This is a genomic window from Methanoregula sp. (assembly GCF_035543475.1).
In the GTDB taxonomy this organism is placed as follows: domain Archaea; phylum Halobacteriota; class Methanomicrobia; order Methanomicrobiales; family Methanospirillaceae; genus Methanoregula.
In genome coordinates this window covers 1-20,476 of the sequence record NZ_DATKKA010000010.1, presented here as the reverse complement: position 1 = coordinate 20,476, position 20,476 = coordinate 1, and the positions used below count along the sequence as shown (strand labels likewise).

19 protein-coding genes are annotated in these 20,476 nt (G+C 54.6%); 10 read left to right on the top strand and 9 right to left on the bottom strand.

Annotation, left to right across the window (positions count from 1 at the left end; all coding sequences use genetic code 11):
• Positions 1-56 precede the first annotated feature (56 nt).
• On the bottom strand, positions 57-1,475 hold the full coding sequence (locus tag VMS83_RS04250; protein WP_325410199.1) for a zinc-ribbon domain-containing protein: 1,419 nt from the start codon (positions 1,473-1,475) through the stop codon (positions 57-59).
• A 193-nt stretch (positions 1,476-1,668) separates the two neighbouring features.
• Here VMS83_RS04250 and VMS83_RS04245 point away from each other — a divergent pair, with 193 nt between their 5' ends.
• The 4 genes from VMS83_RS04245 (at position 1,669) to VMS83_RS04230 (ending at position 5,517) form a co-directional block, all read left to right on the top strand.
• Entirely contained in the window at positions 1,669-2,304 is a 636-nt protein-coding gene (locus VMS83_RS04245) for a hypothetical protein (protein WP_325410197.1), read from the top strand.
• A gap of 84 nt (positions 2,305-2,388) precedes the next feature.
• On the top strand, positions 2,389-2,865 hold the full coding sequence (locus tag VMS83_RS04240; RefSeq protein ID WP_325410195.1) for a hypothetical protein: 477 nt from the start codon (positions 2,389-2,391) through the stop codon (positions 2,863-2,865).
• Between the two features lie 256 nt (positions 2,866-3,121).
• Positions 3,122-4,105, top strand: a complete 984-nt coding sequence (locus VMS83_RS04235) for a tetratricopeptide repeat protein (RefSeq protein ID WP_325410192.1) — start codon at positions 3,122-3,124, stop codon at positions 4,103-4,105.
• 59 nt (positions 4,106-4,164) lie between these two features.
• Complete coding sequence (locus tag VMS83_RS04230; protein WP_325410190.1) at positions 4,165-5,517, top strand: AIR synthase-related protein; 1,353 nt, start codon at positions 4,165-4,167, stop codon at positions 5,515-5,517.
• A gap of 123 nt (positions 5,518-5,640) precedes the next feature.
• On the opposite strand, the gene VMS83_RS04225 is transcribed toward VMS83_RS04230, so the two are convergent.
• From VMS83_RS04225 to VMS83_RS04210, 4 genes are all read right to left on the bottom strand, one after another.
• On the bottom strand, positions 5,641-6,432 hold the full coding sequence (locus VMS83_RS04225) for an alpha/beta hydrolase (RefSeq protein ID WP_325410188.1): 792 nt from the start codon (positions 6,430-6,432) through the stop codon (positions 5,641-5,643).
• Positions 6,433-6,576: 144 nt separating this feature from the next.
• A complete protein-coding gene (locus VMS83_RS04220; RefSeq protein WP_325410186.1) occupies positions 6,577-6,915 on the bottom strand; it encodes a hypothetical protein in 339 nt (112 codons plus the stop codon).
• Positions 6,916-7,877: 962 nt separating this feature from the next.
• A complete protein-coding gene (locus VMS83_RS04215; protein WP_325410184.1) occupies positions 7,878-8,393 on the bottom strand; it encodes a ferredoxin-thioredoxin reductase catalytic domain-containing protein in 516 nt (171 codons plus the stop codon).
• A complete protein-coding gene (locus tag VMS83_RS04210; protein WP_325410300.1) occupies positions 8,390-8,662 on the bottom strand; it encodes a glutaredoxin family protein in 273 nt (90 codons plus the stop codon). The genes VMS83_RS04215 and VMS83_RS04210 overlap by 4 nt, the downstream gene beginning before the upstream one ends.
• Before the next feature lie 269 nt (positions 8,663-8,931).
• Between VMS83_RS04210 and carA the strand changes: the two genes are divergently transcribed.
• The 6 genes from carA to VMS83_RS04180 all read left to right on the top strand — a co-directional run bounded on the left by carA (position 8,932) and on the right by VMS83_RS04180 (position 17,043).
• On the top strand, positions 8,932-9,987 hold the full coding sequence (gene carA / locus VMS83_RS04205) for a glutamine-hydrolyzing carbamoyl-phosphate synthase small subunit (RefSeq protein WP_325410182.1): 1,056 nt from the start codon (positions 8,932-8,934) through the stop codon (positions 9,985-9,987).
• Positions 9,987-13,148, top strand: coding sequence for a carbamoyl-phosphate synthase large subunit (gene carB, locus VMS83_RS04200; protein ID WP_325410180.1), 3,162 nt, complete (start codon positions 9,987-9,989; stop codon positions 13,146-13,148). The genes carA and carB overlap by 1 nt, the downstream gene beginning before the upstream one ends.
• A 129-nt stretch (positions 13,149-13,277) precedes the next feature.
• A complete protein-coding gene (locus tag VMS83_RS04195; protein ID WP_325410178.1) occupies positions 13,278-13,772 on the top strand; it encodes a hypothetical protein in 495 nt (164 codons plus the stop codon).
• A 162-nt stretch (positions 13,773-13,934) separates the two neighbouring features.
• Entirely contained in the window at positions 13,935-15,146 is a 1,212-nt protein-coding gene (locus tag VMS83_RS04190) for an argininosuccinate synthase (protein ID WP_325410176.1), read from the top strand.
• Positions 15,147-15,254: 108 nt separating this feature from the next.
• Positions 15,255-16,754: a methanogenesis marker 14 protein gene (locus VMS83_RS04185; protein ID WP_325410174.1), complete on the top strand. Its 1,500-nt coding sequence runs from the start codon at positions 15,255-15,257 to the stop codon at positions 16,752-16,754.
• Between the two features lie 13 nt (positions 16,755-16,767).
• Complete coding sequence (locus tag VMS83_RS04180) at positions 16,768-17,043, top strand: hypothetical protein (RefSeq protein WP_325410172.1); 276 nt, start codon at positions 16,768-16,770, stop codon at positions 17,041-17,043.
• Between the two features lie 36 nt (positions 17,044-17,079).
• On the opposite strand, the gene argF is transcribed toward VMS83_RS04180, so the two are convergent.
• From argF to VMS83_RS04160, 4 genes are read right to left on the bottom strand one after another with little or no spacing between them, the layout of a single operon-like run.
• Complete coding sequence (gene argF, locus VMS83_RS04175; RefSeq protein WP_325410170.1) at positions 17,080-17,991, bottom strand: ornithine carbamoyltransferase; 912 nt, start codon at positions 17,989-17,991, stop codon at positions 17,080-17,082.
• A complete protein-coding gene (gene purD, locus VMS83_RS04170; protein WP_325410168.1) occupies positions 17,988-19,274 on the bottom strand; it encodes a phosphoribosylamine--glycine ligase in 1,287 nt (428 codons plus the stop codon). Before purD ends, argF begins: the two co-directional genes overlap by 4 nt.
• A gap of 57 nt (positions 19,275-19,331) precedes the next feature.
• Positions 19,332-19,835 carry an orotate phosphoribosyltransferase gene (gene pyrE / locus VMS83_RS04165; RefSeq protein ID WP_325410166.1) on the bottom strand — a complete coding sequence of 168 codons (504 nt, stop codon included), beginning with the start codon at positions 19,833-19,835 and terminating at the stop codon, positions 19,332-19,334.
• A 6-nt stretch (positions 19,836-19,841) separates the two neighbouring features.
• On the bottom strand, positions 19,842-20,342 hold the full coding sequence (locus tag VMS83_RS04160; protein ID WP_414674910.1) for a CDP-2,3-bis-(O-geranylgeranyl)-sn-glycerol synthase: 501 nt from the start codon (positions 20,340-20,342) through the stop codon (positions 19,842-19,844).
• Positions 20,343-20,476 lie beyond the last annotated feature (134 nt).

Genomic DNA, 20,476 nt, shown 5'->3' with positions numbered 1-20,476 from the left:
ATGGATCACGAACCTCTTAACAGTTGCACCATGAAAAAAGGGGAAAACCGGGCCGGTTACGCGGAGGCCGTGACAGTGACTTTCCCATAGGCCGCGCTTGTGTTACTGACGGAAAGTTGCCTGCCGTTCTCGTAGATTCCCACGGTCAGGGGGTGGGTGGTTGTCCCGTCCGTTTTCTGGAATACTGCGGTAACGGAACCGGTGACGTTACCGATCTCATAAACCCTGGATCCCGAACCGGTAACCGGCGTGGTATCGCCACCCGCCGTATATGTGCCATTGAATCCGCCGATGTAGCTGACACTAATGGCCACCCCTGTGGCCGGCACGGATGCGGGGGTCTGCGTGGCAATCACAATCGTGGGCGTTGCACCTGCGCCCGTTGTCACCGTGGTGACCGGTAATGCGGTCGTGGGCGTGACGCTCCCGGCTCCTGCGGAACTGTGGGTCCCGCCACTTCCCAGTTTTGGGAGGACAACAACCACGGCGGCGACCGCGATAAGGATGATCACAATGATGCCGGCCACGAGCAGGATCTTTTTCCGGTTTGAGGGTTTTTTGGGCAGGGGTGGAGCTGCCGTGGGCATGGAAGAGGGAACAAGCGGCGTGGGTGGCAAATCTTTTGGAGAGAAGAGTTTTGGAATAAAATGTCTCTTTGCCGGGGGAACATCAGGAGACGAGGCTTTTATCGCCGCCGGTTCATGAATGACCGGTTCCGGTGTGCCTATTACAGGGAATTCCGGGAGGATCACTTCAGGTGTGGGCCTCGCCGCCGGGGCCGCCCCTCGTGGAATCGTTACCGGTTCTGGTGAGAATGGGGCGGACGGAGGTGCAAGGGGGGCTTCGCCCGCAGCAGTGATCGGGGCTCCGCAGCGGGTACAGAAACCGGATCCTTCTGGAACTTTGGTTCCGCACCGGGTGCAGTAGGTACCGAGAATGGATCCGGTATCCGGCTCGGGAGCCGGGGGTTGCCATGGTTCGGGCTGGGTTTTCACAATCTTTTTGGGCGCGGGGGAAAACTCTGCGGTACGGGACGTAGGTACCGAAGCCGGAGTCCGTTCCGGTACAGTCCTTTCCGGCATGGGTTGCTGGGGTTCCATGCCCGGAATAACCTTTCGGATTACCTGCTCGAACGAGGGAGTAAGAGACGCCTTAATCTGACGGACCCATTCATCCCGCTCTTTGCTCCGATTCCCGCCTCCTTCCCGGGAGAAGGTCAGCACCATCTGCCTTGTTCCTCCGGATTTGGTCACAACTCCCAGGATAATGGTCAGCTCCCGGATTGCATTTTCTCCCGGTTCAATGGACTGGACGGTGGTAAGCGGGATCTCCTTGGGCGGCAGTACATTTTTCAGCCGGTCAACAAGGATAATGCGCTTGTTGGTAAGGATTGCCTCAAATGAGATCGACTTTACATGGACCGCCTGGGTCCGGATGAGGATCCGCTCGTCACCCTGGAGTTCTGGATCATCCATTCTGCATCTCCCTCCTTCAATACGCAACGGTGGGATGTATGCCATGAAAAAGATATTTGTCGGTATGTATTCCTCATCCCTGAAATCTTACCCTTGGGGGATCCTTTCATGTCTCCTGCCACATTCCGTATCCTTCTCTGGCGAAAGGATTTCTTCCGGCAAGCATATTATCTGGTCTGGACAATAGTTTCTCATGGAGCGGGGGTACGGAATCCTCGGGCTTTTCCTTTTCGTGATTCTGATGAGTGCAGGCTGTCTGTCGACCATTTTTCCGTCTCCACCCGGGGGTACATTAACCCCCACTCCGACGCCGGCACCAGTCCCGACCACGAGCAGTCCGTCTTCGACAATTCCGGTCTCGCAGATGGCACTTCAACCCTCTGATTTGCCTTCTGATTACATCCTCAAGGACCGGTCTGATATCACCTATCCCGAAATGGATCAGATCTCGCTGAACCTTGGGTGGAGAGCAGGGTATAAGGTTACGTATTACCGATTCAACGAGCAGCAATATGATATGACCGAAGTCAGCCAGGTGATCGAAATCTTCACCCCGATAAATATGAACACGGTATTTAATATCCATGAGGATGCAATCACCGGACAGGCAACTGGAATTGATCAGATCTACGAACTTCCCTGCCCTAATATGGGTGATCATACCTATGCATACCGCAAAACCGAAACGCAGGGCCCCCTCTCATCTGTTACCTATGGTATCCTCTTTACAAAAAAGGACGTATATGAAGAACTGACCATGAGCGGGACCACAACTGATTTCGAAGCCCTTAAAAGCCTGGCCCAGACCGCAGCCGGGAAAATCCAGTAAATTCCAGGAAATGCATGGTAAAATTATCAGGTGACAGGATATGATCACCATCATTCTGAAGAGATCCAATTGCCGATTGGGGCGATGGCAGTGACATTTACCTGCAGGCAGTGTGGAACCTGCTGCATGTACCTGGGCGATTATATTGTTATCAACAGGCAGACAGGTCCCTTTGAGTTTGCCTGCGAATCGGTGTCCAGCGGAACGGAATTTACTGCCTGCGTTGATGAGGACAAACGGGAGATCTTCGTGGACCATTCATTTCCCGAGAGCCACCCCCATGCTTGCCGGTTTCTCCGCCCGGATGGTGATCTCCTGCGGTGCACCATTCACAACGACAGCCCGGCCCAGTGCAAATTTTACCGCTGTATCGTTATGCGGATCGCGGACCGGAATGGTAATGCCGTGGGAGTTGTGACCGGTACACTCCACCTCCATTCAGATGATCAAATGCTTCGGGAGGTATGGGGAGAAGCGGAACAGTGTATCCCGGAATCCTCTGTGGATGCTGAAAAACGCCGTCAGCAGTTTCTGATCGGGCGTGGGTACCGGATCAGCTGAACCTCCCGGGGTTTGCCGTCCTCCGGGAGCCGTTTTTATGGCGTATATCTTCTCTCTTTTTAGATGTAAAAATGGGTGATGATGGAGAGCAGGATAATTGTGGAACCCGGGTACAGAGACCTCCCCCACCAGGGGGAAGATGAACGCGTCCCGGATTCCCGGTCCCGTATTCGCAGATATATTAAAATCCTGAAAAAGAATAGTCATCTGGGCTGGTGTCCCGGAAATGCTTCCCGGTCAGGGAGGAAGAGTCAGGATGGACACCTCATGGACAATGACTGCTTTACCGTCACCCGCAGAAAATGAGAGGCTGATGCCTTCGGCTCTCGGTTATTATGCAGAAGGAGTCTCGCGGGGAAAGGAAGGCCGGCATGATGAGGCCCTTGCACTGTTCACTCTGGCCCTTGCTCTTAATCCGGTTCTTGCCATTGCATGGGCTGGGCGTGGGTTTGCGCTTGGAAAACTGGGGCGGTATCAGGAAGAGATAGAGTGCTGTGACCAGGCTCTGCATATCGATCCGGTCTGCATTGAAGCCCTGAACTACAAGGCATTTGCCCTGGGAAAGCTGGGCCTTTTTGAGGAGAAAATTGCCTGCTGCGACCAGACCCTTTCCCTCGATCCGGAGAATGCGTCGGCCTGGAACAATAAGGGTGTGGCACTGGGTATGCTGGGGCGGTACGAAGCCGAGATCCGGTGCTGCGAGAGAGCCATCCGGCTGCGGCGCCGGTACCTGTCGGCGTGGGTAAACAAGGGATACGCCCTTGGAAAACTGAAACGCTTTGACGAGGAGATCTCCTGTTACGACCGCGCCCTGAAGATCTATCCCTTTTATTTTTCTGCCCTTCACAAAAAGGGTGTCGCATATATCAACCAGAAAAAGTACCGCGAAGCGCTTGATGCTCTCGAGGGTGCGCTTGCGGTTAACCCGCATCATCCGCAGGGCCTTTACCGGAAAGGGCTGGCCCTCTCCAAGCTCGGTATGCATGAAGAGGCCGTTGTCTGCCTCCGGGCAGCACTGTCCTTGGATCTGACTATGGCGGATGCATGGGTGGTACTGAGCAATTCCTGTTTTGCGCTGGGGCATCTGGAGGAATCTGCCCATGCCTTTGACCAGGCCTATTATATTGACGCTCATGATGTCAGGGAGGGAATCGTCAAGGGGCTGGCGTTCTTCAAGGCAAAAAGGTTCGAAGACGGTCTCCACTGCATCTCGGAAGTTCTCGGTATCCTGCGACGGTGATCCCGGCCAAAACAGGAATGTACCGGTGGTATTTATGGATCTGGCACGAATACGGATGCATGGATGTGGAGGAATATGCCCGGCGTCATCTGGAAGCCGGTGAAGATGAACAGCGCATCATACAGAACCTTGCCGGAAGGATTTCGGAAATAAAAAAGTCGAAGGAAACCTATACCACTGCCTTTGCCCGGGCCGTTGTTGAAGAAGTTAAAAACACACAGGGATTATCTGGAGATTTTTTCTCCTTTGAACCAGCCCGCGTCCGTATGGGAGAGTTCGGGGTAGGTTCGCGGGGAAAAGGGGATTTTTTTGCCCACCGCGAGATCGCCCGGATTATCGGAAAGACGCAGGCATCGGTCGGCGTGGATGAGATGGACGATGCCGGGGCTGTACAAGCCGGGGGAGAATATATTGTCTGTACTGTTGACGGGATGCATTCACGGCTCTCGGATTATCCCTATCTGGCTGGTTTTCATGTGACCCGGGCGACTCTCCGGGATCTCTATGTGATGGGGGCAGCCCCGGTGATGCTCTTTTCCGATATCCATGTTGCCGACGACGGGGATGTGGCCAAGATCTTTGATTATACGGCGGGGATCACGACCGTGGGTGAAATGATGGGTGTCCCCCTTGTTACCGGGTCAACCCTCCGGATCGGAGGAGATATGGTTCTGGGCAACCGTCTGACCGGTTGTGTCGGTGCGGTAGGAGTGGCACACCACCTGACTGCCCGTAAATCCACGCAGCCGGGGGATGTGCTGCTGATGACGGAAGGGGCAGGTGGAGGGACGATTGCAACCGCGGCGATCTATTCCGGTTTCCCCGAGGTGGTCGAAGAAACGATCAACCTCAACTTCCTGCTCACCTGCGAGGCGCTGATAAAGAGTCCCGTTTTTGACAAGATCCACGCGATGACCGATGTCACCAACGGGGGCCTGCGGGGAGATATCTTTGAGATGGCTGAGACCGCCCGGTGCCGTCTGGTAGTCAGGGAAGAGGATACGCTCCCCCTCGTCAACCCCAAAGTAAGAGAGATGCTTGAGGCACTGGAGATCGATTATCTGGGGGTTTCATTAGATGCCCTGCTGGTAGTCGCACCGGCATCGTCGGCAGGTGAGATCGCCCGTGTCATCCGGTCTACCGGTGTTGCCTGTCGTGAGATAGGGTACGTTGAAGAAGGGGAACCCGCGTCCGTCCTGATAACCGAGGGAAAAGAGCATGACTTCCAGCCCCGGTTCCGGGAATCTGCCTATACGCCGGTAAAAAAAGTGGTGGATACGGAACCCGGGGATTTCGAGGAGATGAAAAAGGGTGTTCTCCGGGCATCACAGGCAGCTATCGGGAAAAAAGAGCGAGTACTTGCACAGCTAAAGAAAAAGGGAAATTTCTCCAGATCAGGTATGGCATCTTAACAGAAGTCTGGATAATTATTTTCTTTTTCAAATCTTAAACCTGTGAACTGGATTTATAGGATGAAAATAATTACCGGGGCTTTTTTATTACTGTCCTGAAGATCCTGCTAATCTTCTATCTGCTCAGATCTCCTGGGCAAGAATATGGTAGAACTCTTCTGCAGCATTCCGCTCGATCCATGGACGATGTCCGCATTTTTTCAGGGAGATAAACCGGAAATTCTTCAGTTCCTGCTCAAGAGGGATCTTTACCCCGTCCGCCGGATGGGGATCATAATCCCCGTGAATCGCGATCACCGGGCAGGTAATTTCCCGTGCCATATGAAGAAGCGCCTTTTTGCGGCGGAGATCGCACGCATCGTCCCATACCCCTTTAAAGACATCATACTGGCAGCAGAACGATTTTTCCTCTGCCATCTGGGGGGCATAACTGTCGGCATGGGCAAGCAGATCCCCCAGACGGGCAAAAAGGGCATTTTTATCTTCCGGCCGGTCTTCTGCCGCAGGTGTCTCTATCATTGTCAGGAGCACCTGTGTCTCTTTCCGGGTCTCCGGTGTCAGGCGGTCGAGGCGGGTCTTTGTTATCTGTGCGGCATATTGCTCGTCAAATGGGGGGCAGCCGACAAGAATCAGTTTTTTTATCAGAGCAGGGTACCGGGCGGCGACAATCCATGATAAATACGCCCCCCATGAAAAACCAACCAGAGTAAGCGGCTGCATGCCATGCTCGGTGATGACGGATCGGAGCTCCCGGACCTGTCCTTCAAGGGTGGTTTCAGTCTGGAACGGCTCGAGTATCCCCTTGACCGTAGAAAGCTCCCGGGCAACCGGGGCCATCTCCCCCGGGGCACCCGGTCCGCCATGAATTACTGCAACCGCATACGGGCCGACTCCCCATTTCCGCACCGGGCTCATGCTGATATCCTGTTACTTCTCTGGTTATAAAGTGTTCATCGTGCGGGAAACAGGATCCTCAAAATTCTGGAAATTTCTGTCGCCACACCGGGGTGTTGCGACAGGGTGAGATCCATTCTCCCGGTTTCTTCTTGTAAAAAGGCGTTAAAGACAGGCTTCTATCTCAGTCATGATCCGGTCAGAGACAATCCTGCCGATCCGGGTGAGTTTCCCGTTTACCAGCACTATCGGGATGGGGGGGTAATCCTTTTCAAGGATGACACGGATGTGCTCCGGGACATTGTCATCGATGAGGGTCAGTTTCATCGTAACCCTGTCACTGTAGGTTTCAGCCACCCTGTTCTTCAGCGCCTCAAATGCCTGCACCAGTTTTCCCGAGGGATAGCATGCCGACAACCCGCAGGTCCGGTTCCCGTCACAGGGAAACGGTGAGCACTCGGATGATTTCAGTCCGACAATTTCGACAAGGATTGTATCACTCATGGTGGATAGGTTGGTGCGAAACTGTATTTTTAGTATTGGGAGGGGGCATCGCTCTCGGGCCACATCTTTTAGCCGGGTTCTAAAAAAAGGAGGGTGAGGGGTGAGGGTGACCTCTCTTGATGATCGGCCGGTCCGATCATTTTTTTGCGGTGCGACCTCCCCCTCTCGTCTGAAAGTCCAGGGGAAACACAAGTCAGAAGACTGAAACAATACAAGCCACCTCGACCGATCTCGGAGATCGATCGGTCCGATCAATTTTTTTGCAGTGCAGGGGGTAGGGGGGAGGGGGGCGACAGATTTTTTTAGAGGTCGGGGTCACCCCCCCAAGATCTTTTTCCGGAATTGCCTTCACGGACCCGGAGTTTTCCGGAAATTTGTGGGCGGGCCGGAAGATCCGGGTTGTGTGTGGAAATAGAGGGGGGACTGTCGCACCCCCTATCCCTCCGCGGGGAGAGATGCAGCTCCCAAAATACACCCGTAAAACCGTCCGTTTCGGTTCGTGTGGAATAAAGCCAATAAATCTATTTATTTGCCAAAATAAGCCCAAAATGAGCCCCATATAATGCCTATAACCGGCCCATAGTGGCCTTTTTTTGGCCTCTTTTTCCGAGAATGGTCAAATGCCTGTTTGAGGTGAGATCAGGGCATGAAATGGCCTTTATGAGATTCATTAAAATCGTCCGATTGCTAAAATACGGCCAATTTGGACTCTGATTTAAACAGAGCCCGATACGGGCTCCGATGGGGTCCCGGAAAAGGGTAATCCGGGCTCAATCTGGGGCCGGATGGGGGTGGCTTAGAGCGGGTGGTGAAGATATCACGGGGGCTGTCGCCCTTACACCCCCATGAACGAGCAGTGCCGCCGCCCCCGGGAGGAAGCCCCTGCGGCGGATCAGTAAGAAGAAAACCGCACTCATTCAGCGAGGGGGGCGGAATCACACTTGATGGGACCTAAAAAAAGGTCAGACAAACCTCTCAAACCGCTCTTTTGTCGCTTTGCATATCGGGCAGACGCCGGGCGGCTGCTCACGGGCACAGAGATAACCGCAGACCTTGCAGCGCCAGACCGGCAGGGGAAAGATTGGCATCGCTGTTGTTGAAGTGACCTTGACCGACGCGGCTTTTCCACGCTGGGAACGGGGCGGGCGGCGCTCGGGAACCGGTGCAACCTTCTGTTGTCCCCGGGCAATGGCCTCGTTCACGTACAGGGCGCAGTAGCAGGCCCCGTACTCCTCGAGATCGTTGTCCCGGTAATCGCAGGGGCAGACAATGTCAAGATCCTCGTCCTTTTTCCCGGAAGCAAGACGGCAGGGGCAGGAGTGGTACCCGTACCGTTGCTCGTTTTTCAAAAGACCCCGTACCAGGTTCTTGGTGAACTCTGCATCCGGGTTCAGCCGGTACCCGTTTTTCTCGGCGTCCGTCCTGAGCGCGAGGTATGCTGATTCAACAGAGCTTTCCGTAACTTCGGGCACATTCATACCTTAAGTGCCTCCCGGATCTCCTGCTCCCGGAATCCCACGATGGCACGTTTATTGCCGATCACAAGAGTAGGAAACGATCCGCTTGGGTTCCAGCGCTCAACGGTATTCATTGCATCATCCTGCTCTTTTCCCTCGAGAAGGTCGACGTAATCATAGTCAAACGCCACCCCGAGCTCTTCCAGCAGAACTTTCGTCTTATGGCACCACTGGCAGGTTGAAAGGGCATACAGCATTATCGAACCCCGGTCTTTTCCGTTCACGTGCATTCCCGTGGTAAACACTTCCGGGAGAAAATTGCGGCGGGTACTATATAAAAATGGGGATGTGGACGATCCCCTTCCTGTCACTTCTCCCCGCACAAAAAGAGCGGTCCGTGCTGAGTGCCGGGGTCTGGGTAACACCGGCTGCCTTATATTTCAGATCCTGTCCTCCCTATTCATATTCTGACCACTTTAGGGTGATCCTCCCAAATGAGCCCGCTTCGTCCTTGTGCATCAGCGTTAATAACTAATCCGGCACATAATATATGGACATCATGAAGGCGGTTCTGGGATTCGAGGACGGGGATTTTGTTATCGGGGAAGGATTCGGGATACAGGGTGAATGTGCCGGGGAACTGGTTTTCAACACCCAGATGACCGGCTACATGGAATCCCTCACCGATCCGAGCTATTTCGGGCAGATCCTGATGTTTACCTTCCCCCAGATCGGCAATTACGGGGTTGATCCCCAGAATTTCCAGAACCCCCGTGTCTGTGCGCTGGGGTGTATCGCAAAGGAGATCTGCGAGAAACCCGAACACGGACCAACCATCAGAACCTTTTTTGAAGAAAATTCCCTTCTTGGCATGACCGGTGTCGATACCCGCGCCCTGACCATCAAAGCCCGGGTCCATGGCACCATGCGCGCTGCCCTCGTAGTGGGAAGTGATGATAGTGCATATGCCGTAGCACTGGCGAAAAAGACGCCTACCATCTGCGATATCATTCCCATCCCGGAAGTATCCTGCAGGGAGCCGTATCATATCCCCGGCAGCGGGAAACGCATCGCTGTCATTGATCTGGGAATCAAAAAGAATATGCTTTCCAGTCTCTCGAAAAGGAACGGCGACCTGTATGTCTTCCCGTACAATGCCACCGCTGACCAGGTCCGGGCCTGCAAACCGGCCGCTCTCTTCGTGAGCAACGGCCCGGGAGATCCCAAGCAGGCACCTGACGCGATACGCTGCATCCAGGACCTTCTCGGGGAGCTCCCGATCTTCGGGATCTGTATGGGAAACCAGGTCTCTGCTCTTGCCCTGGGTGGCGATACCTACAAACTCAAGTTCGGCCACCGTGGAGCAAACCAGCCGGTGCGTTTTGTGGACGGCCGCATCTTTGTCACTACCCAGAACCATGGTTTTGCAGTGGATGCAGAATCCCTGCCGGAGGGTTGCCGGGTGACTTATACAAACGTTAATGATGGCACGGTGGAAGGCTTTGAGAATAAAGACCTCCGCCTGACCACCGTGCAGTTTCACCCTGAGGCACATGGCGGGCCGCGGGACACGGAGGCCCATTTCTTCGATGATCTTTTCAGGAGGCTGGAGTAATGCCGAAACGGACGGATATCAAAAAGGTGCTCCTCATCGGTTCCGGCCCCATCCAGATCGGTCAGGCCGCAGAGTTCGATTTCTCGGGCTCGCAGGCCTGCCGGTCCCTCAAGGAAGAGGGGATCGAGGTCGTGCTGGTCAACTCCAACCCGGCAACGATCATGACCGATCCGGATATGGCCGATGAGATCTACATCGAACCGCTCCGGGCAGATATTATTGCAAAAATCATCGAAAAAGAACGGCCTGATGGGATCCTCTCCGGTATGGGCGGCCAGACCGGCCTCAACCTTACTGCGGAGCTCGCGGAGATGGGGGCGCTCAAGGGTGTGGAGATCCTCGGCACGCCGCTTGAGGCGATCTACAAAGGCGAAGACCGGGAGAAATTCCGGGACCTCATGAACGAGATCGGTGAGCCGGTCCCACAGAGCACCATCATCAATACCTTGAGCCAGATCGATGAAGCGATCGCAAAAATCGGTCTGCCGGCGGTCGTCCGCCCTGCCTATACCTTGGGCGGGGCCGGGGGCGGTATTGGCAGGACCCGGGAAGAACTGACCCGGATCGTTGAACTGGGGCTCTCCCGTTCCCGTATTCACCAGGTGCTCATAGAAGAGAGCGTGATGGGCTGGAAGGAACTGGAATTCGAGGTTATGCGGGATTCCACGGATACTTGTGTCATCATCTGCAGCATGGAAAACGTTGACCCGATGGGCATCCACACCGGGGAAAGCGTTGTGGTAGCACCCATCCTGACGCTCCGCGATGATGAATTCCAGATGATGCGCAGCGCCGCCATCCATATCATCCGGGCCCTTGATGTCCAGGGAGGCTGCAACATCCAGTTCGCATTCCGGGACGGGGACTACCGGGTCATCGAGGTCAACCCCCGGGTCTCCCGTTCTTCTGCACTCGCTTCAAAGGCAACCGGGTATCCCATCGCCCGGGTCGCGGCAAAGATTGCGATCGGCCTGCGTCTGGATGAGATTAAGAACTCGGTGACCGGGTGTACCGCTGCATCCTTCGAGCCGACCATCGATTATATCGTGGTCAAGGTTCCCCGCTGGCCGTTCGACAAGTTCAAGGGTGCGGACCGGACGCTCACTACTTCCATGAAAAGTACTGGGGAAGTGATGGCAATCGGAAGGACGCTCGAGGAGGCTTTCATGAAGGCCAAGCGGTCGATCGACACCGATGTACGGACCCACACGAGCCAGAGCGAAATCCGGATGATCCTCTCCCGTCCGACCGATGAGCGCTTCCACTGCCTCTTTGATGCCTTCCGTCAGGGTTTTTCTATCGACGAGATAGCCAGTCTCACGTCGATTGTCCCGTTTTTCCTGGAAAAGATCAAAAATATTGTCGATCTGGAAAAACGCCTTACTGAAGAGGGTTCTGATGAGAACATATTCCTTGCGAAGTCCTATGGGTTTACCAACACGGAAATTGCCGCACTCACCGGCAGGGAACCGGATGCAATTGAGAACCTGGTAGGTGCCCCGGCCTTCAAGATGGTGGACACCTGCGCAGCAGAGTTCCCGGCAAGCACGCCCTATTTCTATTCGACCCGGGAAGGGACCACTGAGATTGTCAAGGATACCAAACAAAAAATTCTCATCCTCGGTTCAGGCCCGATCCGGATTGGGCAGGGGATAGAATTCGATTACTGCACGGTCCATGCGGTAAAAGCGCTCCGGGAAGAAGGGGTGGAGGTCCATATCGTCAACAATAACCCGGAGACCGTCTCCACGGATTTCGATACCTCCGACCGCCTGTTCTTCGAGCCCATGCAGCTCGAGGATGTTACAAACATTCTTTTAACGGATGAGTATTACGGTGTGATGGTGCAGTTTGGCGGCCAGAACGCGGTGAATCTGGCGGTTCCCCTGGAAAAGGAGATGAAGAGGCGGGGACTTCGTACACGGATTCTCGGGACGACCCCGGATGCAATGGATGTTGCCGAGGACCGTGACCGTTTCAGTATGCTTCTGGACACCCTGCAAATCCCAAGCCCGGCCAACAGCTCTGCATATTCGGAGGCTGAAGCCCGGGAGAAGGCCGAGAGGATTGGCTACCCGGTCCTTGTCCGGCCATCCTATGTTCTTGGCGGCCGGGCAATGGAGATCGTCCACAATACGGCCGAACTTGAAACGTACATGAAGGAGGCTGTACGGGTAAGCCAGCATCACCCCGTACTGATTGACTCCTACCTGAGGAATGCCATAGAACTCGATGTCGATGCGGTCTGTGATGGCGAAGATGTCCTTATTGGGGGGATCATGGAACACATTGAACAGGCAGGCATCCATTCCGGGGATTCTGCATGTGTCATCCCCACGCAATCGCTTTCCCCCGAGACTATTGCCACGGTCCGGGAATATACCAAGAAGATTGCGCTTGGTCTTGGTGTTGTAGGTCTCGTCAACATCCAGATGGCGGTCAAAGATAATGTGGTGTATATTCTCGAGGCAAACCCCCGTGCAAGCCGGACTGTCCCCTTCGTCTCAAAGGCTACCGGTCTTCCCATTGCGAAAGTAGCCGCAAAGGTGATGATCGGAAAGAAACTGTGTGACCTGGGATTCCGTGAAGCAAAGATCGATCATGTGGCCGTAAAAGAGGTGCTCCTTCCCTTCAACAAGCTGGCCGGTGTCGATACCATCCTCGGGCCCGAGATGAAAAGCACGGGAGAAGTGATGGGGATCGATTACGATTTCGGTCTCGCCTTCTACAAGGCCTGTATTTCCGCGGACAACGAGCTGCCGCTCAAGGGGAATGTCTTTATCTCGGTCAACATCGGCCAGAAGGATGAGGTGATCCCGATCGCCCGGCGCCTGCGGGATCTTGGCCTCACGCTTTATGGCACCGAAGGCACGGTTGACTACCTGCACGAAGCCGGTGTTGAAGCGCATCTGGTGCGGAAAGTGCAGGAAGGATCGCCCAACGTGCTGGACATGATGCACCATGGCGAGATCCGGCTCATCATCAATACCCCCCAGGATCGCCAGTCCCGCCAGGATCATTACCAGATTATGCGTGCGGCAGTGGACTTCGGGATCCCGTATATTACCACCCTGCAGGCAGCGCGGGCAGCTGCACTGGCGATCGATGCGATCAAGCGCGAGAAGATGACGCTTGAACCGCTCAGCCATTATCTCTGCTGATACCGACGACAAAATTATCTCCCCTCTTTTTTTGCTATCCGGGACAGGAAGACACCGGTGTTCCGGAAAATTCCTGATCGTGTAAAATAATTGAATACTCTTATATACCGAGATAACAAAAAAACATGCATGAAGAAAGTATTTGTTGTTCTTGCAGTCCTGTTTATCGGGATCCTGTTTGCGGGATGCACATCCCAGCAGTCCGCGCCTGCAGCCACGCCGACACCGACACCTGTTCCCACAACAGTTGCTACCCCCGTACCGACCGCTGTTCCCACTCCAGTGGCCACTTCAAATGTAACGGCAAACGTGACTGCTAATGTAACTGCAGTGCCGACCCCTGTACCTACCCCGAATGTTGTAACGATCAGCTTTACCCAGGCTCTAACCCTGTCACCTATAGGGACACTTTACGTGCCCGTGGGAACGACCATTTCGTGGGTTAACAATGACCCCTACAAGCCCCATGGTATATCCTCTGTTGGTACTAACAGTGGGTACAATTTCGGCACGGTAGCAATCCCGTACAAATCAATGTTCAATGTTACGTTTAACAACAAGGGCGCATACGACTACGTCACTGTGTTCCAACCGACTGCCAACTGGAAGATTGTTGTAAGCTAAATTTCCTGATATACGCGTTCGGGAATTCATCCCGAACGTTCCATTTTTGATCTTGGCTGTTTTTACTTTGGACTCTCTTTCACTCTGGTGTTATTCGGATAATCCTTTGCAAATATATGGTCAGACATCCAACCGGATGATCTGACAACGGAAGTAACCATTATGGGAAAAGGTACTATCGTACTCGCGTATTCCGGAGGGCTTGATACCTCCATCTGTATCCCGCTCTTGAAAGAACGGTATGACTACGACCGCGTAGTCACCGTTGCAGTTAATGTCGGCCAGAGCGACGATGAGATCGAGGTGGCCACAAAAAAAGGCCGGAAACTTGCCGATCGCCATTATACCATAGATGTTCGTGAGCGTTTTGTCATTGAACAGATTATCCCTGCCATCAAGGCAAACGGATCCTACGAGGGATACCCGATGGGCACTTCGCTTGCCCGGCCCCTGATTGCAGAAGAAGTAGTAAAGATTGCAAAAAAAGAGAAAGCCACGGCTATTGCCCATGGCTGTACTGGCAAGGGTAATGATCAGCTCCGCTTCGATTTTATTATCCGTGCCGCAGGTTTTGAGGTTGTTGCACCAATCCGCGAGCTGAACCTGACCCGGGACTGGGAGATCGAGTATGCAAAGGAGCACCGGATCCCGGTACCGGTCAAAAAAGACAAGCCGTGGAGCATGGACGAGAACTGCTGGAGCCGGAGTATCGAAGGCGGCCGGCTTGAGGATCCCGCGTATTACCCGCCGGAGGAGATCTACCTCTGGACGGTCTCTCCCGAAAAGGCCCCGGCGAAACCGGAAAAGATCACCATCACGTTCTCCCGCGGGGTTCCGGTAGCCCTCAACGGGAAGAGACTATCAGGGTATGACTTTATCCGGAAACTCAACACCCTTGCCGGAAAGCATGGGGTAGGCAGGAACGACATGATCGAGGACCGCATCCTCGGTCTCAAGGCACGGGAGAACTACGAACACCCTGCAGCAACGGTTATCCTCACCGCCCACCGCGATCTGGAAAGTCTTGTCCTCACCCGGCAGGAACTGGTGTTCAAGCGGATGGTGGATGATAAGTGGTCAGAACTGGCCTACAAAGGACTGGTGTATGAACCCTTGTATGCCGCTCTCAATGCGTTTATCGATACTACGCAGGAACGGGTCAATGGCCGCGTTGATCTCGAACTGTACAAGGGGTCGGTACGGGTTCTCGGCCGCAGTTCCCCTCAGGCGATCTACTCCGGGGATCTGGTCTCCTTCGACAGTGCATCCATCGACCAATGCCATGCCATCGGTGTCTCCCAGTATTTCGGGATACAGGCACGCCTTGTCCATGCCCTGAACGCAAAGACCCCAAAAAACGCCGGTAAAAAATAACCTCCCAAAATATTCCTTTTTTTGTATGAGGTAAAACGTTCCGGAATCTCCTTTCAGAAAAGCGGGAAAAAAGAAACATATATGCCATCACACTCCGATCGTTAGAATATGTGCCCTGGTTTTTTTTCCCGCTTTTCAAAACCCCATCCCCATATCGTGGAAAGCCCCACGCCTCCCTCCATTGTGCACGGCGCGGGTATGCAGATCCCGGAATACAAGAACAAGCCCTATTTTATCGTGGCCTCTGTGGAGATGGGAAATACCACCACCAAGTGCATCCTGACCGGGGTGAGTCTGGAGACCGGCAAATCGTATGTTATCAACAAGACGGTCAGCATGAGCCGGGATATACGACCGCCCAAACCGGGAGAGGAGGTTTTTGGCGAGACCCTGGACGGGACAAAACTCTCCCGTCAGGCTGTCACCGAACTGGTACGGGACACCCTCATCCAGTGCCACAAGGAGGCGCGCCTTGACATCCAGATCGATCTGGATTTTGTCGTCCGCAGTACCGGTGTGGTGGCCGAGATGGACTCGCCGGATCAGGTCGGGGATTTTGTGATCGCCCTCGCGAATGGCTGCCTCGTCGCAGGCGTTCCTCCAAAGAAGATGACGCCTCCCATGACTAAGGCCAACCAGTCCGAGAAACTCCAGCCGTTCAGTTTTGCCGATAAGGTTGTTTTCGTAGGTGCGGTTGCCGGGGTGATCCCGCCGGTGGGATCGACCGGTGTTGAGATGGTTGCAAACGAGATGGAAGGGGAACTTGCGATGGCCGGGATCAAGGAAGGCGCAAAGTGGACTCCGGTCGATTTCCGCAATCCCTGCATCTCCGTCGATTTTGGGACAACGCTTGACGGGCGGATCACCAGTGATGTGAAGGCTGACGACGCGAACCCGTTTGCAAAGACCATCGGGAATTTCTGTGGTCTTGCCGGGGCCATCCCCGATGCAATCGTCCGGGGTACCGGCCTTGTGCAGGAACGGACCGGTACTGCCCTTGACATCTTTGGCGAGCACAGCGTCAGCGGGGGTATCTTTGCCGGGGGCAACCGCAGGACTGTTGATGAATTTGTCCGGCGGTGTCATGAGCACATCGACATCAGGATTGTGCCGCCGGACCGCGACCGGTTCGGGCGCGTGCCGGTCAACGCCCGGCTGGCAATGGAGTCCGGGGTGGCGATGATCGGGTGTGACTGCGGGGTCAATTCCGGCGATCTCGACAAGCTGTTTGAGATCGGCGCGGAAATCCACAAGAACTATAACCTGTCGTTCCTCAACGAGGTGGTCGACCGGGTTTGCGCACAGATGGCGCTTCGCCTAATTGATGTCGCTGTCGAAGAGCACCTGGTACCGCGGAATTCCTCGATCGGATTTACCGGGCGGGCGGCCATCTCCGGAAGGAAGCCCGAGTATATCCTGGAAGGGATCACACAGCGGAATCTTTTCGATGAGCCAAATGACCACCTCGTCTTTGTTGATGATGGCCTTGCCCGCGGCGCCTCCCTCATGGGCCGGTGCATGAACTCGCTGGGTAAGCCCAAGAATCCCATTGGCGGGGTAAGGGGCGGGCCCTGTATTATGAACCGGCGCATCAAAATAGGTAAGTAGGATGAATCAGACCATGACAGACCAGCCCGATCCCGCTCAGAACCAGAACACACCGACACCCGATGAAGATCTCTATGATGTGCTGATACCCCCCGGCGTACCACGCGGCATTATCATTGAGATTGCAAAAAAATTTGATGTTGAAGTCGTGGAACGCAAACAGAAGCTCAGCTTTGCCAATATGGATGGGGATGAGCGGGAGCTTCTTGCCTTCCGCGCCAAACGTGACGTGGCAGAACAGGTAGAGAAATACATGATCGATCAGGTTCGCCGGTTTATCGGGGAGTAAAAGCTTTATTCCGATAACCGGGGGAACTTTTCACCCTTATTTTTTGAGAATTTTGACCAGCAGTGCTTTCTGGGCGTGGAGCCGGTTCTCCGCTTCATCCCACACAAGGCTCTGCGGACCATCGAGGACATCCCCGGCGATCTCCTCCCCCCGGTGAGCAGGGAGGCAGTGAAGTACGCGGGCATCCGGGGCAGCGTGCCGGACTAATTTATCATCCACGGTGAATCCACGGAACGCCGCCAGCCGCTTTTCCCTCTCCTTCTCATCCCCCATGGAGATCCAGGTATCGGTGACGATCACATGGGCGTCCTTTACGGCTTCTGCCGGAGAGGATGCGGTCTTTACTTTCCCTCCTAGCGTTCGTGCCCGTGAGATGATATCCTGATCCACCTCATAGCCTTTGGGACTTGATACGGTGACCGACATGCCTGTCAGAGCTGTCGAGAGAACAAGGGAAGTACAGACATTGTTTCCGTCCCCCACCCATGCAACATTGAGATCCCGGACATCGCCAAAGTGTTCACGTATCGTCAGGATATCCGCAAGGAGCTGGCAGGGATGCTCCAAGTCAGAGAGTCCATTGATAACCGGGATGGTGGCGTGCTGCGCCAGTTCCTCAATGGTACTATGGCGGTTGGCACGGATCATCACGGCAGACACGTACCGGGATGCGACCCGGGCCGTATCGCGGATCTCTTCTCCTCTGCCAATCTGGAGATCCTTTGCATTCAGGAAAAGCGCATGGCCTCCCAGCTCGTGCATGCCCACCTCGAACGAGATGTGCGTCCTTGTTGAGGACTTCTCGAAGATCATGGCAAGGGACATTCCCCGTAACAGTTCATGGGGAACCCCCGCACGTTTCTGGCGCTTGAGACGCTCTGCATCGGAGAGGATCTCGCCAAGTTCGGCCTTGGTGATATCGAGAATGGAAAGGAAGTCTTTCTTCATCGCAGCTCCTTCATGTGGGCGATCCGCCGGTTGAGCAGAGCCGCTGTCCCGATATCACGCCGGTGGTGGACACTTCCCGCGACTGCTGATGCAGCCTCTTCTGCGATCCTCTCCGCCTCCGCAAGGGTGTCACCCTTCCCCACAAAGGCAAGTGTCCGCGAGGTAAGTGTATAGAGAATGCCGCCCCGTTCCTCCACGTTTGCGTAATAGAGAAGTGCATCTCCTTTCCGGCCCAGGGATAACGGCCTGCCGGTCACCGGTGCTCCCGGGTATCCCTCAGGCACGAGATACTTACAGACCGTTGCCGCATGCTCGAAGGAGATCTTCGATGCAGAGAGTGTGCCCTCGGTAATACCGGTAACTGCTTCGGTCAGGTCCGATGAGAGGAGTGAGAGCACGTTCATTGCCTCGGGGTCACCGAACCGGGCATTGAACTCTATCACTTTCGGCCCCTGTGCAGTGTTCATGAACTGGCCGTACAGGATGCCTTTGTAGGGATACCCGTCGGATGCCAGGGCAGCCACAACCGAAGCCATGATGGAGAAGGCCGCCGTGAAATCCTTTTTGGTCACAAACGGAAGCATGTGGTCCGTCATCGTGTACGATCCCATCCCTCCCGTATTAGGTCCGGTATCTCCCTCAAACGCCCGCTTGTGATCCTGGACAAGCGGCATGGGGACAATATGCGTGCCATCGACGAATGCCTGGAGAGTGAATTCTTCACCCTGCAGCCGTTCTTCAAGCACGACCCCGCCGTTGATCTCCCGGATATACCTGATGGCCCCGTTGAGATCAACCTGCTCTCCCATGATCCTGACGCCCTTTCCCCCAGTCAGGCCGATAGGCTTAACGGCCAGATCGCCATCGTGATCCTTCACAAACGCAATGGCCTCCGAAGGATTATGGAAGACCCGGTAGAACGGGTTTCCTTCAATCCCATGCTCTGTCATAAGGTTCCGGCAGAACGCCTTATCTGTCTCGATCCGTGCCGCTGCTTTGGTCGGGCCGACACAGGCAATGCCCTCTGCAGAGAGCTGATCGACCACACCCGCCTCAAGGGGGGCTTCCGGTCCGATAAAGGCATGGGTCACACCTGTCTTCTGCGAAAATGCCGTGATCTGGGCCAGATCCGTCTCCGGTGCAAGGCAGATATCCTGTGCAAGGTGGGCTATGCCGGGATTTTCCCGCGACATCACGGCATAGATCACATTTCCGCCGGAACGGGAAAGAGCGGATGCGATTGCATGTTCCCGCCCGCCGCCACCGACAACGAGGATCTTCATTATCCATCACATGGGTTCTATTGGTTAAAAATGGTTTATGCTTCCGGTCAGCCCTCGTCAGAGAATTTCGCTGACTCTGACCAGACTGAAGAGATCGATGGCCTGCGCTCTGAGTGCTGCCGCAGCACCCTGTTCACGGTCAACAACAGTAACAACCCGGTCTGCCCGGGCACCGGCATTCCTCAGCATTGTAATACCATACAACGCCGATCCCCCGGAGGTCGTGACATCTTCGACCAGAAGGATAGTCTTTCCTTTGACCTCTCCAATGATCGGGTTTTTCTTACCGTGATCTTTCTCATCTGCCCGAATGATGGCAAACGGTTTCTGTGCAGCAAGAGCTGTTGCAACGGCAAGAGGTACCCCTCCCACAGCCACGCCGGCTACAACATCAAATTCATATCGTTTCGCAATCTCACGGGCAATGGCTTCAAGGAACTCCGGATGGGTTACCGCGGTCTTTACATCAACGTAGTACCGGCTTTTTGCACCGGAGGCGAGGGTAAAGTCACCAAATTCGATGGCTTTGTACCGGATGAGGAGATCTGCTATGGCATTCATGACGTTTCACCAAGGTTCCTTTTTAACTCCGCACACGTATCCGATGATGTTGACCGTCCGGTGAAGGATCGGGGTGAGGATCAGGATAACAATAAGAACAGGCAGCGTGACGGTGGCAAAAAGCCATGCGGGATCGAAGACCAGCATCAGGATAAATGCCCCGGCCACAAGGTCATACTGGTCAGCGATCGGCCATGACTGCCCGCGGTCTTTCCCGAGACGTCTCTTGACAAAACTCTTTACCATATCCCCGAGAAGTGCCCCGAATGCGAGGATCGTAATCGAGGCAGCGGTCTGCTGGGGAAGGAATGTCCAGCCATAGGTCCCGGCGAGCCAGATCTGGAGCGCCCCGGCTGCTATCCCTGCGAGGACCCCGCATGCAAGGCCCCGGTAGGTCTTACCGTCTCCAAGGATCCTACGTCCGTCAGAATAGTTCTTACGAAAATCTATGGGGGTTCCCCCGCCGCAGAGTGCTGCAACGGGGTTGGGAACATATGCAGGAACCATGATCCAGAATGCGGCGAGCAGTGTCGAGAGCAATGGTATTATGAATGACTCAGCACTAATAATGTAGCACTCCAATACCTCTAATAAAGAGCAGCGAAAAAGATTAAGGTTACTCAAAATGCCAAAGAGTGTCG

What these genes read in the sequence shown, in the direction of transcription:
- VMS83_RS04225 (WP_325410188.1), bottom strand. Translation starts at nt 6,432, where the DNA reads ATGAGCCCGGTGCGGAAATGGGGAGTCGGCCCGTATGCGGTTGCAGTA.
- VMS83_RS04160 (WP_414674910.1), bottom strand. Translation starts at nt 20,342, where the DNA reads ATGGTTCCTGCATATGTTCCCAACCCCGTTGCAGCACTCTGCGGCGGG.
- VMS83_RS04250 (WP_325410199.1), bottom strand. Translation starts at nt 1,475, where the DNA reads ATGGATGATCCAGAACTCCAGGGTGACGAGCGGATCCTCATCCGGACC.
- carB (WP_325410180.1), top strand. Translation starts at nt 9,987, where the DNA reads ATGCCGAAACGGACGGATATCAAAAAGGTGCTCCTCATCGGTTCCGGC.
- VMS83_RS04190 (WP_325410176.1), top strand. Translation starts at nt 13,935, where the DNA reads ATGGGAAAAGGTACTATCGTACTCGCGTATTCCGGAGGGCTTGATACC.
- pyrE (WP_325410166.1), bottom strand. Translation starts at nt 19,835, where the DNA reads ATGAATGCCATAGCAGATCTCCTCATCCGGTACAAAGCCATCGAATTT.
- VMS83_RS04245 (WP_325410197.1), top strand. Translation starts at nt 1,669, where the DNA reads ATGGAGCGGGGGTACGGAATCCTCGGGCTTTTCCTTTTCGTGATTCTG.
- purD (WP_325410168.1), bottom strand. Translation starts at nt 19,274, where the DNA reads ATGAAGATCCTCGTTGTCGGTGGCGGCGGGCGGGAACATGCAATCGCA.
- VMS83_RS04220 (WP_325410186.1), bottom strand. Translation starts at nt 6,915, where the DNA reads ATGAGTGATACAATCCTTGTCGAAATTGTCGGACTGAAATCATCCGAG.
- VMS83_RS04185 (WP_325410174.1), top strand. Translation starts at nt 15,255, where the DNA reads ATGTGCCCTGGTTTTTTTTCCCGCTTTTCAAAACCCCATCCCCATATC.
- VMS83_RS04210 (WP_325410300.1), bottom strand. Translation starts at nt 8,662, where the DNA reads ATGCACGTGAACGGAAAAGACCGGGGTTCGATAATGCTGTATGCCCTT.
- VMS83_RS04240 (WP_325410195.1), top strand. Translation starts at nt 2,389, where the DNA reads ATGGCAGTGACATTTACCTGCAGGCAGTGTGGAACCTGCTGCATGTAC.
- VMS83_RS04235 (WP_325410192.1), top strand. Translation starts at nt 3,122, where the DNA reads ATGGACACCTCATGGACAATGACTGCTTTACCGTCACCCGCAGAAAAT.
- argF (WP_325410170.1), bottom strand. Translation starts at nt 17,991, where the DNA reads ATGAAGAAAGACTTCCTTTCCATTCTCGATATCACCAAGGCCGAACTT.
- VMS83_RS04180 (WP_325410172.1), top strand. Translation starts at nt 16,768, where the DNA reads ATGACAGACCAGCCCGATCCCGCTCAGAACCAGAACACACCGACACCC.
- VMS83_RS04215 (WP_325410184.1), bottom strand. Translation starts at nt 8,393, where the DNA reads ATGAATGTGCCCGAAGTTACGGAAAGCTCTGTTGAATCAGCATACCTC.
- VMS83_RS04195 (WP_325410178.1), top strand. Translation starts at nt 13,278, where the DNA reads ATGAAGAAAGTATTTGTTGTTCTTGCAGTCCTGTTTATCGGGATCCTG.
- VMS83_RS04230 (WP_325410190.1), top strand. Translation starts at nt 4,165, where the DNA reads ATGGATGTGGAGGAATATGCCCGGCGTCATCTGGAAGCCGGTGAAGAT.
- carA (WP_325410182.1), top strand. Translation starts at nt 8,932, where the DNA reads ATGAAGGCGGTTCTGGGATTCGAGGACGGGGATTTTGTTATCGGGGAA.